Here is a 15216-nt window from a genome sequence, read left to right on the forward strand (position 1 = left end):
GTTGATTAATTTTAAAGACCAGTTTGCCAAATATATTCCAGGGCATGTTTGGCTTTATACTTTTCTGATCATTTTTTCGGCCTGCGGAAAAAAGAATAATGATAAAGAAGGTTATTCTGAGGAATTTGAAAAGGCCCGTAATCAAATTGAACTTTCATGGTCTAAAGAAAAAGTAAAAGAAGGGTTGCTTGCACTTGATACCGCATTTAACAAAATAGCCAACCCTACTATCAATGATCGTTTCCGTTTTTACGGATATCATTTTGTTTATTATCAAAAAACAGTAGGGCAATTTGACAGGGCTTTGGCATATACAGACAGTATGTTTGCTGTAAACTCAAAAAGCGCTAAAACAAAGCAATACTTTTATAATATAGCCGATGCCAGCTTTGCCCGGGGCGATGCGCTTTTTTCCCTGAAACGATTCTCTGAGGCATATCAATCATATTACCAGGGGTATCTTATTGGCAAAAATTACCTCAATAAAGAGGCACTTGGCGATTATACCTATCGCATGGCCATGATCATGTATAAACAAGGGCATTACCGGCTTGCATTAAATTATTTTAAGGATACGTATAAATTCTTTGAAAAATCGGGTGATGGTTTTGTTTTCTTTTATCGCCGGCAGGAACTTTGGGATAACGTTGGTCTAAGCTATCGCCATCTTAACCAGCCTGATAGCGCTATTATGTATTTTGATAAGGCCTTATCGCTGATCAATGAGAAAGCTTATTTATATCCCGACAGAAAACAACATCTCGAATCGGCCCGCGGAGTTGTTTATGGTAATAAGGCGGATATTTATATCGCTAAAAAGCAATATGCCCAGGCAATTCAGCTGCTCAAAAAAAGCATTGCTATAAATTTGCAAAATGGTTACGATAACCATGATGCCCAACTAACCGAGATAAAACTTGGCCAGATCTATTTTAACCTTCAGCAAAAAGATTCGCTGATAAACTTGCTTGGTACCCTGCGTAAACAGCTTGATAGTACTAAAAATGATGAGGTTGAAGCTGATTATAACCGCCTGCTGGGCAATTACTTTGTAAAGGAAAATGATTTAAAGCAAGCCATTGCACACATACAGCGGTATAACATTTTAAAAGATTCGCTTACCCAGCGCGCAAGTTTGCTAATGGAAACAGATGTGAACCAGCAACTGGCCAATTATGAAAAGCAGCATGAAATTGATGCTTTGAGTAACGACAATAAACTACAGGTAATTTATCTGTATGTTACCATTTTCTTCGCCGCAATGGCGCTCATCATTATCCTTTTGGTTTACAGAAACTGGAAACGATCAAAAAAAGATGTGCAAACGGTGAACATCCTAAACAGGCAAATAAACGAGCAAAACCACATATTAGAAAAAGCACTTACAGAACTGAACAGCAGCAGCCAGGAGAAAGATCGTATTTTGCGCACCGTAGCGCATGATCTGCGTAACCCTATTGGCGGCATAGCTTCATTAACAGCCATGATGGCCGATGATGAATACACCGACGAACAAAAGGAATTAATAAACCTGGTTCAGGAAACCTCGCTTAACTCGCTTGAACTGATTAACGAGATATTGGAAGCTACAAACCTGGCATCGGTAGATTTAAACCTCGAACCGGTAGAGATAAATTCGCTGGTAAGCAACAGCGTTGAACTTTTGCGTTTTAAGGCAGCCGAAAAGGGCCAGAAGATAATTCTTGATACTTTAGATAAACAACAGGATCTTTACATCAGCCGCGAAAAAATATGGCGGGTTATCAGCAACCTTATCAGTAATGCTATTAAATTTAGCCCCACTGGCGGCACTATCCATGTAAAAGTTGCCGAAGTAAATACAAAAATAATTATAGCCGTAAAAGATAACGGTATAGGTATACCAGATAAGCTGAAAGACCAGGTATTTAATATGTTTACCAGCGCCCAAAGGCCCGGTACATCCGGCGAAAAGTCGTTTGGATTAGGCTTATCCATTTGCCGGCAGATCATGGAAAAACATCACGGCCGTATTTGGTTTGAGAGCGATACTAATATTGGCACCACCTTTTTTATCAGTCTGCCCATTTCGGTATATAATCTATCTACCGGTTTACCGCAACAGGGAAGCATACCAGTGTCCTGATGCTTTAATAACCCGGTGCTGGGTATCAAAATCAATATAAATAAGCCCAAAGCGCGGATGATAGCCTTCGGCCCATTCAAAGTTATCAGTAAGCGTCCACACAAAATATCCTGCTACTTTACAGCCCTCCTGTTTGGCTTTTAACACCTGTTGTAAATGCGTTTGCAGGTATTTTACCCGTTTAGGGTCATGAACTATGCCATCGGTATGCGTATCCGGGAAGGCCGCTCCGTTTTCTGTAATGATGATCTTTTTTATTTGCGGATAAGCATCAAATTTTTTGATCATATGATAAATAGCCGGGGGGTACACCTCCCATTTCATATCGGTGAGTTCTACATTCCGTTTTTCGGCTTTTATTAAGCTTGCGCCGATGTACGGAGTAAAGAACGAATACTTAACAATTTCGCGTGTGTAGTTTTGTATCCCGATGAAATCAAAATCAAAGCTAATGTTATCTTCATCGCCCGGTTGGTGGTATTTATAAATGCCTTTAAGGGCTGTAACATCATCTGTTGGGTATCCTAATCCTAATATGGGTTCAATAAAAAGGCGGTTTATAAGTGCGTCGGCACGTTTGGCGGCGTTGATGTGTTTGGGCGTATTGGCATAAGGCTCAATATGCGAGCATGAAAACGTGTTACCTATGTGCGCATCGGAGCATATTTTTCGCAGGATCCTTGCCCCTGCCACAATGCTTAAAACCACGTGGTGCACCGCAGGTAAAAAATTACGCAGCCCGCTCCTGCCCGGCGCATGGATGCCCAAAAAATAGCCGGCACCGGTAAATACCGCAGGCTCGTTCATTACCATCCAGTTTTTTACCCGGTCGCCAAAACTTTGGGCGCAAATGGTTACAAATTCGCTAAACCAGTTTACAATTTCGCGGTTTGTCCAGCCGCCTTTATCTTCAAGCGCCTGCGGCAGGTCCCAGTGGTAAAGGGTTACCCAGGGCTCAACACCCTGTTGCAGGCAGTAATTAATGAGTTTATTATAATGGTCTATCCCCGCCTGGTTAATGCGGCCGGTTCCATCAGGCAAAATGCGGCTCCAGGCTATAGAGAAACGAAAGTTTGGTATGTTAAGCTCTTTTACAAGGTCAATATCGTCCGTGTAACGGCTATAGAAATCGCAGGCTGTAGTTGGCTTATCACCGTTTAAGATTTTGCCTTTACGGGCGCTAAAAGTATCCCATATAGATGTGCCTTTGCCATCGGCATCGCATGATCCTTCTATCTGCAGGGCGGCAGTAGATACCCCCCAGGCAAAATCATCGCCAAAAAGTTGTTTAGAGAGAAGCAGATCGGGGTTATTTGTATCCATTAATTTGAGCTGATGCAAAGCCCAAAATGTACATTATTATTGTATAAATAAAGCGTTACTTAAAAAAACTTAGTGCATGAATGATGAGCGCATGCTTTTTAAAAACAACCATTCGCGCAGGTCGCTTATAATGGCGGCTAACTTTGTGATGATCTTCATGATGTTGTATTTAATGTTTAATCAAATATAACGTGGCAGTGTGTAGTTATCATCAGCGTATCATTATTATAATGTTAACACAAATTGTAGCTTGCACATTAATTTATTTAGTGAATGATGTTTACTTTTACAGCCAATGAAAAGCTATTTTATCCGCCTGCTTAATTACGATCATTTTGCTAATACAAAAATAGCAGAGCTTATCATACAAACCGGTGCTACAGGTAAGCCTGTAGAGATTATGGCACATTTGCTAACTGCACAGCAAACCTGGTTAAAACGCCTCAAAAAAATCTCGGCGCCACTTACACCGCTTTGGCCCGACTGGCCGGCAGAAGCGTTTACCACCATTATTGATGACAACTATCAGCAGCTTCTGGCATACATGGAAGCGATGCAGCCGGATGATTTTGATGTGGTTATTGAATACAAAAACTCTGTTGGTGATTTTAAGAGTGCCGTAAGCGATATACTTGCCCATTTAATAAACCATGGTACGCACCACAGAGCGCAAATTGGTACAATTTTAAAAATGGATGGGGCAACCCTGCCCGGGTTAGATTACGTACTTTACCTCAGAAACTTAAACCAAACAGTATAACTTTTACCATAAACACAATGAAAAAAATTATTGCCGCCCTGTTTTTAAGCTTTATTATATTTAGCTGTAGCGATACCAAGAAGCAAGAGAAAGACCTGTTTAACGAGGTTATAAAAGTACATGACCGTGTGATGAGTAAAGACCAACTGATCATGATCAATAAAATGCAGCTGGACACCCTTATTAAACAAAACAAAACGCCCGAGATTACCGCCGAGGCAACACAACATAGCAAAGCGCTGGATGCTGCTGATGCCAATATGGAAACCTGGATGCACGAGTTTGATGCAGAAAACAAAGGTAAAAGCCATCAGGAGATCATGACCTACCTTGCCGATCAGAAAAAAAAGATTGACGCTATTGACAGCAACTTTAATGTTACTGTAGCCGCAGCAAGCAAATTCATTAAACAAAACAAAACCAAATGAAGAAATTGATAGGGTTAGCCCTTATTGCATTAACGTTTACCGCCTGTAAGTTTAACGATGCCGATAAGCCAAAATTACCTATTATGGGCAACCGCGAAGCGGTAACTAAAACGGTGAATGGTAAAGAGATTGTAGATACCGTGTACCAAACCATACCCGATTTTAAGTTTGTAAACCAGTATGGCGATACCATAACCCAAAACAGCCTGAAGGGCGATATTTATGTGGCAGATTTCTTTTTCACCACCTGCCCTTCTATTTGCCCCATTATGCACCGTAACATGCTTAACGTGTATAACGAATTCAAAAACGTACCCGACTTTAAGATCATTTCGCACACTATTGACCCTAAACATGATAGCGTTGCGGTAATGAAAAAATATGCCGATAAGCTGGGCATAAGCGGGAATAGCTGGTGGCTGCTGCAAGGCAATAAGGAGCAAACTTATGAGCTTGGCCAAAAAAACTATTTGGTTGCTGTAAAACAGGATGATGGCACCCCCGGTGGCTACGTTCACCAGGGATGGTTTGTATTGGTTGACAAGCAGAAACGCATCCGCGGATATTACGATGGCACCGACGAGAAGCAGGTTGCCAGGCTGATAGAAGATATAAAAATACTGCGCGCCGAAGTTAATACCGAGATAGCCCAATAATGAAGTTAAGGATAATTGCTTTTATCGGGCTTTTACTTTGTGTGGTAGTGGTTTCCTGCCAAAGCGATGCCGAACAGGATTTTAAGCGCTATTATACCGGCGGTGCTGCAATCTATAAAAGTAAATGCCAGAATTGCCACGGTGCCAAAGGCGAAGGTTTGCTAAACCTTATCCCCCCGCTTACAGATACTGCCTATCTTAAAAAAAACAAGGCCAAACTGGGCTGTTTTATTAAGTACGGTATCAAAGAAACCATTATTACTATAAACGGCAAAGCTTATGAAGGTGCCATGCCAGCCAATGTTGACCTGACTGCCATAGAAATAGCCAAGCTGCTTACTTATGTTGGCAACTCATTCGGCAACAAAATGGGAACTATTGCCTTTGAGGAAGCTGATGCCGATTTGGCGAAGTGTAAATAAATTATTTACACAAAGACGCTAAGACGCAATAAATGGTAGTTTTTTTCTGCGTAAGCATCGGCACACAAACATATGCTGATGTACCGCTAGGTACATTTCGTTGGTAGCAGATGTGTTTAAAACAAATCAGGCGTTCCTATAGGAACGCTTCGCGCTTCTGTGATGCTTCTACCCAGCACAAGTCCCGATGGGACTAAGAATCTTAGAATTTAAGATTTTATACAATAATAACGGCTTCTATTTTAACATGTTACTATAGCCTCTCTGCGTCTTTGCGAGAGATAATACTTAAATCCTTACCTTTACACCCGCAAAACGTTCTATCGCTGTGCCGACGTAGTCGGTGAGAGGAAAGTCCGGGCAACATAGAGCATCCTGCTTCCTAACGGGAAGGCGCCCGCAGCGGGCGACAGCAAGTGCCACAGAGAATATACCGCCCGCAAGGGTAAGGGTGAAAACGTGAGGTAAGAGCTCACGGCTTTTCCGGGCGATCGGGATCGCGGTAAACCTCAGGAGTTGAAAAACCAAATAGGTTCTGAAAGCGGTGCTGCTCGCATCCATGTCCGGCAACGGAATGTCAGAATGGGTAGGTTGATAGATCATGCCGGCAACGGCAGGGCCAGATTAATGATAGAAGCTCTCATTCGGGAGTACAAAACCCGGCTTACAGATTTGCTGCTGAGAAAAGCCCCCTTTATGGGGGCTTTTCGATTATTACCGCTTCATTGATTTTGGGGAATTGTTGTCTGAAAACCATAACTATACACCTATTTCACTCAATCAGCCATTCGCTAACAATAAAGTGTTTTAAATACTATACATTTTTCTATATTAGCCGCAAACATTACTACCTGTTTTCAGTTTAAATAACCATGGCGAAAATTTTAATAATTGATGACGAACGGTCTATCCGCAGCACCCTTCGTGAGATACTGGAATACGAAGATTATACCGTAGAAGACGTAGACAACGGTGTGGATGGACTTGAGCTTATCCGTAAGAATGATTACGACCTGGTACTGTGCGATATTAAAATGAACCGCATGGATGGTATGGAAGTGCTTACAGAAGGCCTTTCTATCAAGCCTGATCTTCCTTTCATCATGATATCAGGCCACGGCACGGTGGAGACCGCTGTTGAAGCCAGTAAAAAAGGCGCGTTCGATTTTATATCAAAACCGCCTGATCTTAACCGCCTGCTCATCACCGTACGCAACGCCCTCGACAGGGGGAGCCTGGTTGTTGAAACCAAGGTATTAAAGCGTAAGGCATCAAAAGTGCGCCCTATTTTGGGCGAATCGCAGGCTATTGTGCGTATTAAAGAAACCATTGAGCGTGTTGGCCCTACAGATGCACGTGTACTGGTTACCGGTGCCAATGGTAGTGGTAAAGAATTAGTTGCGCGCTGGCTGCACGAAAAATCTAACCGCTCAAACGGGCCCATCATTGAGGTGAATTGTGCGGCTATCCCATCAGAATTAATTGAAAGCGAATTGTTCGGCCATGAAAAAGGCTCGTTTACTTCGGCTATAAAACAACGTATAGGTAAGTTTGAAAGCGCCAATGGCGGAACCCTTTTCCTTGATGAGATCGGCGACATGAGCCAGTCGGCACAGGCTAAGGTATTACGTGCCCTGCAGGAAAGTAAAATTACCCGTGTTGGCGGCGAAAAAGAGATTGATGTGGATGTACGCGTGGTGGCGGCAACCAATAAGGACCTGCTTAAAGAGATCGAAGCGGGTAACTTCCGCATGGACTTATACCACCGCCTGAGTGTTATCCTGATCCATGTACCACCACTTACCGAGCGCCGTGACGATATCGCCCTGCTTACGCAGAGCTTCCTGGAAGAAATTTGTAACGAGTATGGCATGCCGGTTAAAAAGGTATCTGATGCAGCGTTAGAGGCCCTTAAAGCCCTGCCATGGACGGGTAACATCCGCGAACTGCGTAATATGGTTGAGCGTTTGATCATCCTGAGCGATAAAACTATTACCGAGAATGATGTGAAGGCCTTTGCTAATCCATCGGCACCGGTAGTTGCCACTGCTGGTGCGGCTGCAGCGCCACAAACAGATTTTGACCAGTTCACTAATTTCCAGGAATACAAGGATTACGCCGAACGCGAGTACATCAAGTTTAAACTGGAGAAAAACAACTGGAACGTATCAAAAACGGCCGACGATATTGATATACAACGCAGTCACCTGTATAGTAAAATAGAGAAGTTTGGATTGAAACGGGGGGAATAGACCAACACTATCGATCATAGTACAAAAAAGCTAATGACTTACAGTTGTCATTAGCTTTTTTTGTAACTTTATAAAGTGAAAAAGAAATGCAATGGCTAATAAAGAAACATTTTCCGAAGCAGAAATAGCACTTTTAAAAGTAGGGTTAAAACGATCTTATAAAGAACGTTTTGAATTTGCAACACGTTTATACAAAATTCAGCAAACAATGGCCAAAGCTGTAATATCACACAAACCATTTATAAGTAAATAGGCAGTGGATATTTTCGACGAAGAAATACTGAATTTTTAGAAGGCTCTTCAGAATAATCAAGTGCAGTATATCATGATGGCTATATTGTCAATTTAATTACCCACCATACACCGCATATTGTTACTTTTGCCGCATGACAGATGAGGAACTGATTGCCTATTTTGAACACGCTAAGTTACCCGAAACCTTACGCCTTGACAGGGCTTCTACACAGCATTTTGTAAAAGAAGCGGTACATAGAAACCTTGAAATGATGATGGCCGACCCAACCGATACCCGTTCGAGACATCGTTTAAATATGATAGCCATTGCGATGGAAAAACCATATGACGGGCCGGAGATCCCCAGGTTTTAGCACGAATTATGAATTTACAGCAAGTTGATTGCTTTCTATAAAGGTTTTAATGGCGGCAATGGCGCTGCCCTTGCCACTTTTTAAATCAAGGTCGCTTATTGATTTTAAATAGCCCACTAATTTTTCTGTTTTTGTACTGTCTGTTACTGCAAAACCCATTAGCCATTGCGAAAAGCTTTTTTCGGCAATAGGCTCATCAATTAGTTTTATCACATTTTTATGGCGCTGGTCGGCTTGTATCCTCGAGTAAAGCGCATCAATAACGGAGTCCTTTCCTTCTAAAACCTGTATAAATGTCCCTTCTGAATATAATAAAACGCCCGAAATATTAAGCGCCGCGTTATGCTGTCGTGCATTGTGTAAAATGTCTAATAATTGATTTTCGTGCATTAATTTAACAGCGGTACTTATGTAAACTATATTTTTCATCAATTGGGTAAATTGTTTAAATGTATTTTTTCCTTTAGTACTTTGGCAGCCTGCGTATACCCACCTTCCGAGCCATCAACAAAATGGATGTGCCCGTCTACCAGGTCGCGTACATACGACATTATGGAGGCGCTGCTGATGTGCAGCCCGTATAATATTGCCCTATCCTGCTCCAGTTCATCCAACGCTTGCTGTAGCTCTTTACGCTGTTTGATGGTTCCTGATATAACCGTATTGATTTTGCCATCAATCACCAGTGTATCAACCATTTCTACCAGGCTCTTTAAATACTTTCTGCCACGTCGTGTCCTGAAATAAATGTGGCCATACAGTGTAGTTAACCAGGTTGTGATCAATTTAAACCATTTAACCTGCCCCAGCCTGAAACGCATTTCGGCCCCTAAATTACTAAAAGTAGTTTTAAGTTTTAATTGTGCTACAGATATGGGCTGTCGTTTTCACGGCGGGCCGTATATCTCATCTATCTTATTCATCACTTTACTAAAGGATGCCGACTGCCATCCCGCAAAAATTGCTACATTACATTGAAAAAGGTACCTATGCCCATAAAACCTACTAAAATAAACGCCAGTACTCTACAGGTAAATATCTACGCTGCCGTTTCGGTTTTTTTGGCTTACACTATGATCTTCGGGTTTCGTAAATCATTCACCGCGGCAACGTTTGATGGTATTACCGTTGCCGGTTATAGCTATAAAACGCTTTTGGTGATAAGCCAGGTTTTGGGTTACATGCTGGCCAAATTTTATGGCGTAAAATACATTGCCGAGCTTAAACGCACCCGCCGTGGCAGCGTTATTATATTACTTACGGGCATAGCCTGGTTTAGCTGGCTGGGTTTTGCGTTGGTGCCTGTGCCTTACAATATTGTGTTTTTGTTTATCAATGGTTTCCCGCTGGGGATGCTTTGGGGCGTTGTATTTTCTTACATAGAGGGCCGCCGCGGTACCGATTTTATTGGTGCTACGCTGGCTGTAAGCTTTATTTTTGCTTCGGGATTTGTAAAATCGGCTGCAGGCTGGTTGATGCTGAATTTTGGTGTTACCGAATTTTGGGCACCATTTTGTACCGGACTTTTGTTTGCCGGCCCGCTCCTGCTGTTTATTTACCTGATGGAGAAGATACCCCCACCAGATGCCACAGACATTGCCGACCGGATGGAACGTACCCCCATGAGCAAAGCACAACGCAACACATTTGTCCGCTCGTTTTTACCCGGGCTTGCCGCATGTATCCTTATTTATACTTTCGCTACCATCTTTAGGGATATCCGCGATAATTTTAGTGCCGAAATGTGGAAAGAAATGGGCTTTTTTAATCAGCCGGCTATTTTCTCAAAAACCGAAACCCCTATTACGCTTGTCATCCTGGTGCTTATTGGCAGCATGGTAATGATACGGAACAGCTATAAGGCATTGATAACCGCGCATGTATTTATCGGTATCGGGTTTTTACTGGCGGGGCTATCAACATGGATGTTTATTAGCGGCAATTTACTACCCGTTTGGTGGATGACGCTTGTAGGCCTTGGCCTGTATATGGTGTATATCCCCTTCAATGCCGTGTTTTTTGAAAGGCTTATCGCTACGTTCAGATATGCAGGTAATGTGGGCTTCCTGATATACCTTGCCGATTCATTTGGGTATGTTGGCAGCGTAGGCGTATTGTTTGCCAAAGAGGTATTTAAAGTGAAGCTGAACTGGGTGAGTTTTTTTTCGAACAGTGTAATGGGTTTATCGGCAATTGGGTTGTTCCTTACAATATTCTCGGCCATTTATTTCGCACAAAAGTTTAAAAAGTTACGTACGCCTTAAATTTCTAAACTCGGTTATTTAGTATATTTGGGCGCTTAGTTCATTAAAACTTGTGTACCGGGTATTTGTATTTTATACAAGCTATCCTAAATATCGCCATCCTCATGAGCATCATCCACAATAAAAATATCGGCACCAAACAAAAAGCCCTTGCTATTAATCTCGACCCTACCATCTACGGTTCATTTGCCGAGATTGGTGCCGGACAGGACGTTGCTGCTAACTTTTTTAAAGCGGGTGCCGCGGCGGGTACTATAGCCAAAACCATGTCGGCTTATGATATGGTTTTCTCTGATGCCATATACGGTGCGCAGCAGGTACGCAGGTACGTAAGCGAGAACAGGCTCATGTCGATGCTGAACCATGAGTACAGCCTGATCATGGAGCGTCTGGCTGAGTCGCGCGGAAATACTTCTACCTTTTTTGCTTTTTCGGCAACATTTTCTGCGCTTAACTATCATAAAACCAATGAAGGCCATGGCTGGATGGGCCTCCGTTTCCAGATGGAACCCAACGGCGAATATCATGATGTTGTGTTGCACGTTAAGTTGCTTGATAACGATAACAACCTGCAACAGCAAGCTGTAGGCGTTTTGGGGGTAAACCTGATATATGCCTGCTTTTATTACCACGAATACCCTACTGTTTTTTTGCAATCATTGATGGACGACCTGAACACAGACCGTATCCAGATTGATATGATCCGTTTTGAAGGGCCGGGATTTAATAAAGTAGATAACCGTTTGATGAGTTTGCATCTGGTGAAATTCGGGTTTTCTGATGCGGCGGTGTTTGGGCCTGATGGTAAGAACCTGCAGCCGTCTGAAGTTTTGTACAAAAAACATATCGTGGTTGTACGCGGCCGTTTCCGCCCGCTGATCAATGTGCATCTGGATATGATAAATACAGGTGTTGAGCAGTTTATGGGCGAGCCGGATGTAGATAGCAATAATGTAGTTGTGGTTACCGAGCTTACGCTGCAATCGTTAAAAGAACGGGACGCCGATATTAATGCCGAAATAGACGAAAAGGATTTTCTGGATCGGGTGGATATCCTTTGTTCGTTAGGCCAAACGGTGCTTATTTCTAATTTTCATGAGTACTATAAACTGGTGTCGTACCTGTCTAAAATTACCAAACTTAAAATGGGTGTTGTGTTGGGCTATCCCAACCTGGAGTATATTTTTTCGGAAGAGCATTATAAAGACCTGCCGGGTGGGATCCTTGAATCTTTCGCTACCCTGTTTAGCCGTAAGGTAAAGCTGTTTATTTACCCTACCCTGCGCGATGGCGAGATATGGAATACGCAGAAGTTTTCGCTTCCGCCACATTTGATAGACCTGTACCAATACCTGCTTGCCAATAATAAAATTGAGGATATTGAGCATTATAACAAAAATAACCTGCAGATAGAAACCGATAAAGTGCTGCAATTTATTAAACAAGGTACTCCGGGCTGGGAAAAGTATGTACCCGTTGAGGTTGCCGCAGTAATAAAAGCCCGGTCATTATTCGGTTACTCTGCAGATACGCTCAATAAAACCGAAGCAAATATATAAACCGGATATTTTTGCAAAGCCCGTAACTTGTGGAATGATTATTATATCTAATAATCATATAAAGGTCATATATAACATATATACCAAACACTTAAGTGGATATTATCGTTAAAAATTACCTTTAAGGTTAAAACCATTTATTAAAATATTATAAATTGATAATTACAAGATTGAACCATATACCACATCGTGCAAGTCGTTTTGCTTTATATAAGATACTATTAGTGTTGTTTTTTGCAGGCATTAACAGCCTTGCATACAGTCAGGTTACCAGTGCTACTGATACCTTAAAAAACGATACGGTAAAAGTTAGTAAACATGCCGAAAACCTATCTGGCCAGTATGATGTTGGCGATCTGTTCCATAAAATACTACACCCAAAAGCCAAGCCCGATTCTGTAAAGAAAAAGCCATCAGGTATCACTATTATACCCAACATCGCTTCTAACCCAACTATCGGGTCGCAGATTGGTATTAAGGCTGTTGCAGGCCGTGTATTGGGCAACGAGCCAGGTACCTTTTTGTCGGTAGCCGCCACATCTGCTTCCATCACCACAAAAGGTATTATTTACTTTTATGTTAACCATAATATTTTTACACCGGGTAACAAGTATAACTTTCAGGGCAGTCTTGTAGTGGCTAAAACTGTTAGTCCGGATTATGGTTTAGGTATTGGCAATGGTAATTACGACAGCCCGGAAAATGAGATATTAACTAACCCCGCGCGTAAGGGCCGTGCGCTTAACTCCCTTTATTTCAACTTACGCGAAAAAGTATATAAAGAGATAGAAAAAGGACTTTTCGTTGGCGCTGGCGCATCGTTCGATGTCAGGAGGAATATTGAGGAAAGGAATACTACAGCGACAGACCAAACACCCTATAGAATTTATAACGATCGAAACGGCTTCGATGATGATGGTTATTCAGCAAACGGGTTGCTATTTAATGTGCAGTACACCACCCGCGATAACCAGAACCGCGCTTATAAAGGTATTTATGCAGATGCCGGGTTACGTTTAAACCAAACCTGGCTGGGCAGTTCAAGAGGCGCACTGCAATTTACAACCGATGTTAGAAAATATATCAGCCTTTCTACCAGTCACCCCGAACATGTGATCGCTTTCTGGAACTGGGGATCATATTTGCTTAGTGGTGCCGTACCTTATCTCGAACTGGCTGGCACCGGCAGAGATGGCTCGTTTCGAAGTGGCCGCGGCTATGTTAATCAATATTTTAAAGGCACCCAATACAACTATTCTGAAGTTGAATACCGCTTCCCTATCTTAAAGAATAAATTTATAAGCGGCGTTACCTTCTTTAACCTGCAAACTGCTAACGATGATCTGGGCACTAAGTTATTTGAGAAATGGCAACCGGGTTATGGTGGTGGTTTACGTGTACTGTTCAACAAAGCTACCCGTACCAACCTTTGCCTTGATTATGCCTGGGGCAAATATGGCGCGCGCGGATTCTTCCTGGGTTTGAACGAGGCTTTTTAAGTTGAGCAAAGCATAATCCATTATCTTATTTGTATTATCCATTTACACGGGTAAGCAGCACCCCTACTTTTATTGTAACCAATTATTGTTACTAAAAGTAAACCGATGTACCTGAAAAGATACTGCACTACCTGTATATTGTTGATTGTTACTGCTCTGTGTTTTGCCCAGCAAACACCAAAAGCCAACATGCCCGGTTTTATGGACAAACGCTTTGGCATGTTCATTCATTTTGGGCCTGTAACACTACGCGGTGCGGAAATTGGCTGGAGCCGCAACAAAGAAGTAGCACAGGCCGATTACGACAGCCTGTATAAAGAATTTAACCCCGTTTTATTTAATGCCGATGCCTGGGTAAAGACAGCGAAAGATGCCGGGATGAAATACCTGGTCATCACCGCAAAACACCACGATGGTTTTTGTCTTTGGCCAACCGCAGCATCGCCATATAATATCATGAACTCGCCCTTTAAACGTGATATAGTAGCCGAACTTTCAAAGGCATGTAAAAAGCATGGCGTCACCTTTGGCATTTATTGCACCGTGCTGGATTGGCATGATGATAATTACCCTATCCGCGACCCAAACGACTCTACCAAAAATGTAAAAGGAAATATGCAGGCCTTTAAGCAAACCATGAAGGATGAACTTAAGGAATTGATTACTAAATACGACCCCTACCTGCTTTGGTTTGATGGCTATTGGGAAAAGCCATGGACAAATGCTGACGGCCGTGAGATATACGATTACATCAAAAGCCTGAATCCCGAAATTTTGGTAAATAACCGCCTGGGGAAAGTTAGCGAGGTACTAAATAGCGAATCGGTTGGGGATTATTTAACGCCCGAGCAGCGTATTGGTCAGCTAAATATGAATGAACCCTGGGAAAGCTGCATAACCATTTGCCAGCAATGGGCCTGGAAACCAAACGATAAAATGAAAACGCTGAAGGAGTGTATCCAAACCCTCGTGAAAACAGCCGCCGGTAACGGCAACCTGCTTTTTAATGTTGGCCCCATGATGGATGGCCGTATAGAAGAACGGCAGGTACACAGGCTTAAGGAGATCGGCGTATGGATGAATAAGTATGGCAGCAGCATATATAATACCAAAGGTGGCCCCTACGTACCTAATGATAATTTTGCCAGTACACGCTATGGCAATAAGGTGTATATCCATTTATTTAATACAACCGGCAACACAATTACCATACCGGCGATGCCAAATTTTAGGGTTAACAAAGCCAGCCTGTTTAATGGTGTAGCGGTACGCTTTAAGCAAACAGATGCGGGTATCCAATTAACAGTGCCCGGTACTATG

15 protein-coding genes and 1 other RNA gene are annotated in these 15216 nt (G+C 42.5%); 13 read left to right on the plus strand and 3 right to left on the minus strand.

The features are described 5' to 3' along the window. Position 1 precedes the first annotated feature (1 nt). On the plus strand, positions 2-2125 hold the full coding sequence (locus WC615_RS02390) for an ATP-binding protein (protein WP_372976546.1): 2124 nt from the start codon (positions 2-4) through the stop codon (positions 2123-2125). On the opposite strand, the gene WC615_RS02395 is transcribed toward WC615_RS02390, so the two are convergent. Beyond that, the gene (locus tag WC615_RS02395) at positions 2093-3448 is read right to left on the minus strand and encodes a GH1 family beta-glucosidase (RefSeq protein ID WP_372976547.1); all 1356 of its coding nucleotides are present in this window, start codon (positions 3446-3448) and stop codon (positions 2093-2095) included. The two genes, WC615_RS02390 and WC615_RS02395, sit on opposite strands and share 33 nt — an antisense overlap. 295 nt (positions 3449-3743) lie before the next feature. On the opposite strand from WC615_RS02395, the gene WC615_RS02400 reads away from it, so the two are divergent. From WC615_RS02400 to WC615_RS02435, 8 genes are all read left to right on the plus strand, one after another. Beyond that, on the plus strand, positions 3744-4208 hold the full coding sequence (locus WC615_RS02400) for a DinB family protein (protein ID WP_372976548.1): 465 nt from the start codon (positions 3744-3746) through the stop codon (positions 4206-4208). A 17-nt stretch (positions 4209-4225) separates the two neighbouring features. Then, positions 4226-4636 carry a hypothetical protein gene (locus tag WC615_RS02405; RefSeq protein ID WP_372976549.1) on the plus strand — a complete coding sequence of 137 codons (411 nt, stop codon included), beginning with the start codon at positions 4226-4228 and terminating at the stop codon, positions 4634-4636. Next, positions 4633-5292 carry an SCO family protein gene (locus WC615_RS02410; RefSeq protein WP_372976550.1) on the plus strand — a complete coding sequence of 220 codons (660 nt, stop codon included), beginning with the start codon at positions 4633-4635 and terminating at the stop codon, positions 5290-5292. The genes WC615_RS02405 and WC615_RS02410 overlap by 4 nt, the downstream gene beginning before the upstream one ends. Then, positions 5292-5714 (plus strand): cytochrome c, encoded by a 423-nt coding sequence (locus tag WC615_RS02415; RefSeq protein WP_372976551.1) that lies wholly within the window; start codon positions 5292-5294, stop codon positions 5712-5714. Before WC615_RS02410 ends, WC615_RS02415 begins: the two co-directional genes overlap by 1 nt. Positions 5715-6021: 307 nt before the next feature. After that, positions 6022-6397, plus strand: an RNA gene (gene rnpB / locus WC615_RS02420) — RNase P RNA component class A. A gap of 189 nt (positions 6398-6586) precedes the next feature. Beyond that, positions 6587-7966, plus strand: coding sequence for a sigma-54-dependent transcriptional regulator (locus WC615_RS02425; RefSeq protein WP_372976552.1), 1380 nt, complete (start codon positions 6587-6589; stop codon positions 7964-7966). Between the two features lie 91 nt (positions 7967-8057). Beyond that, positions 8058-8219, plus strand: a complete 162-nt coding sequence (locus WC615_RS02430) for a hypothetical protein (protein WP_372976553.1) — start codon at positions 8058-8060, stop codon at positions 8217-8219. Positions 8220-8352: 133 nt separating this feature from the next. Beyond that, positions 8353-8574: a hypothetical protein gene (locus tag WC615_RS02435; protein WP_191174773.1), complete on the plus strand. Its 222-nt coding sequence runs from the start codon at positions 8353-8355 to the stop codon at positions 8572-8574. Positions 8575-8580: 6 nt separating this feature from the next. On the opposite strand, the gene WC615_RS02440 is transcribed toward WC615_RS02435, so the two are convergent. After that, positions 8581-9003, minus strand: coding sequence for a BLUF domain-containing protein (locus tag WC615_RS02440; RefSeq protein WP_372976554.1), 423 nt, complete (start codon positions 9001-9003; stop codon positions 8581-8583). Then, complete coding sequence (locus tag WC615_RS02445; RefSeq protein ID WP_372976560.1) at positions 9003-9449, minus strand: DUF3095 family protein; 447 nt, start codon at positions 9447-9449, stop codon at positions 9003-9005. Before WC615_RS02445 ends, WC615_RS02440 begins: the two co-directional genes overlap by 1 nt. 99 nt (positions 9450-9548) lie before the next feature. Here WC615_RS02445 and WC615_RS02450 point away from each other — a divergent pair, with 99 nt between their 5' ends. The 4 genes from WC615_RS02450 to WC615_RS02465 form a co-directional block, all read left to right on the plus strand. Continuing rightward, the gene (locus tag WC615_RS02450) at positions 9549-10838 is read left to right on the plus strand and encodes a DUF5690 family protein (protein WP_372976555.1); all 1290 of its coding nucleotides are present in this window, start codon (positions 9549-9551) and stop codon (positions 10836-10838) included. A 104-nt stretch (positions 10839-10942) separates the two neighbouring features. Next, positions 10943-12397, plus strand: a complete 1455-nt coding sequence (locus WC615_RS02455) for a TonB-dependent receptor (RefSeq protein WP_372976556.1) — start codon at positions 10943-10945, stop codon at positions 12395-12397. 170 nt (positions 12398-12567) lie between these two features. Further along, complete coding sequence (locus tag WC615_RS02460) at positions 12568-13896, plus strand: BamA/TamA family outer membrane protein (RefSeq protein WP_372976557.1); 1329 nt, start codon at positions 12568-12570, stop codon at positions 13894-13896. A 105-nt stretch (positions 13897-14001) separates the two neighbouring features. Further along, positions 14002-15216, plus strand: a 1215-nt coding sequence (locus WC615_RS02465) for an alpha-L-fucosidase (protein ID WP_372976558.1), incomplete at its 3' end; no start/stop codon positions are given.

Origin of the sequence: Mucilaginibacter sp. (genome assembly GCF_041663085.1) — a bacterium.
Lineage (GTDB): Bacteria > Bacteroidota > Bacteroidia > Sphingobacteriales > Sphingobacteriaceae > Mucilaginibacter.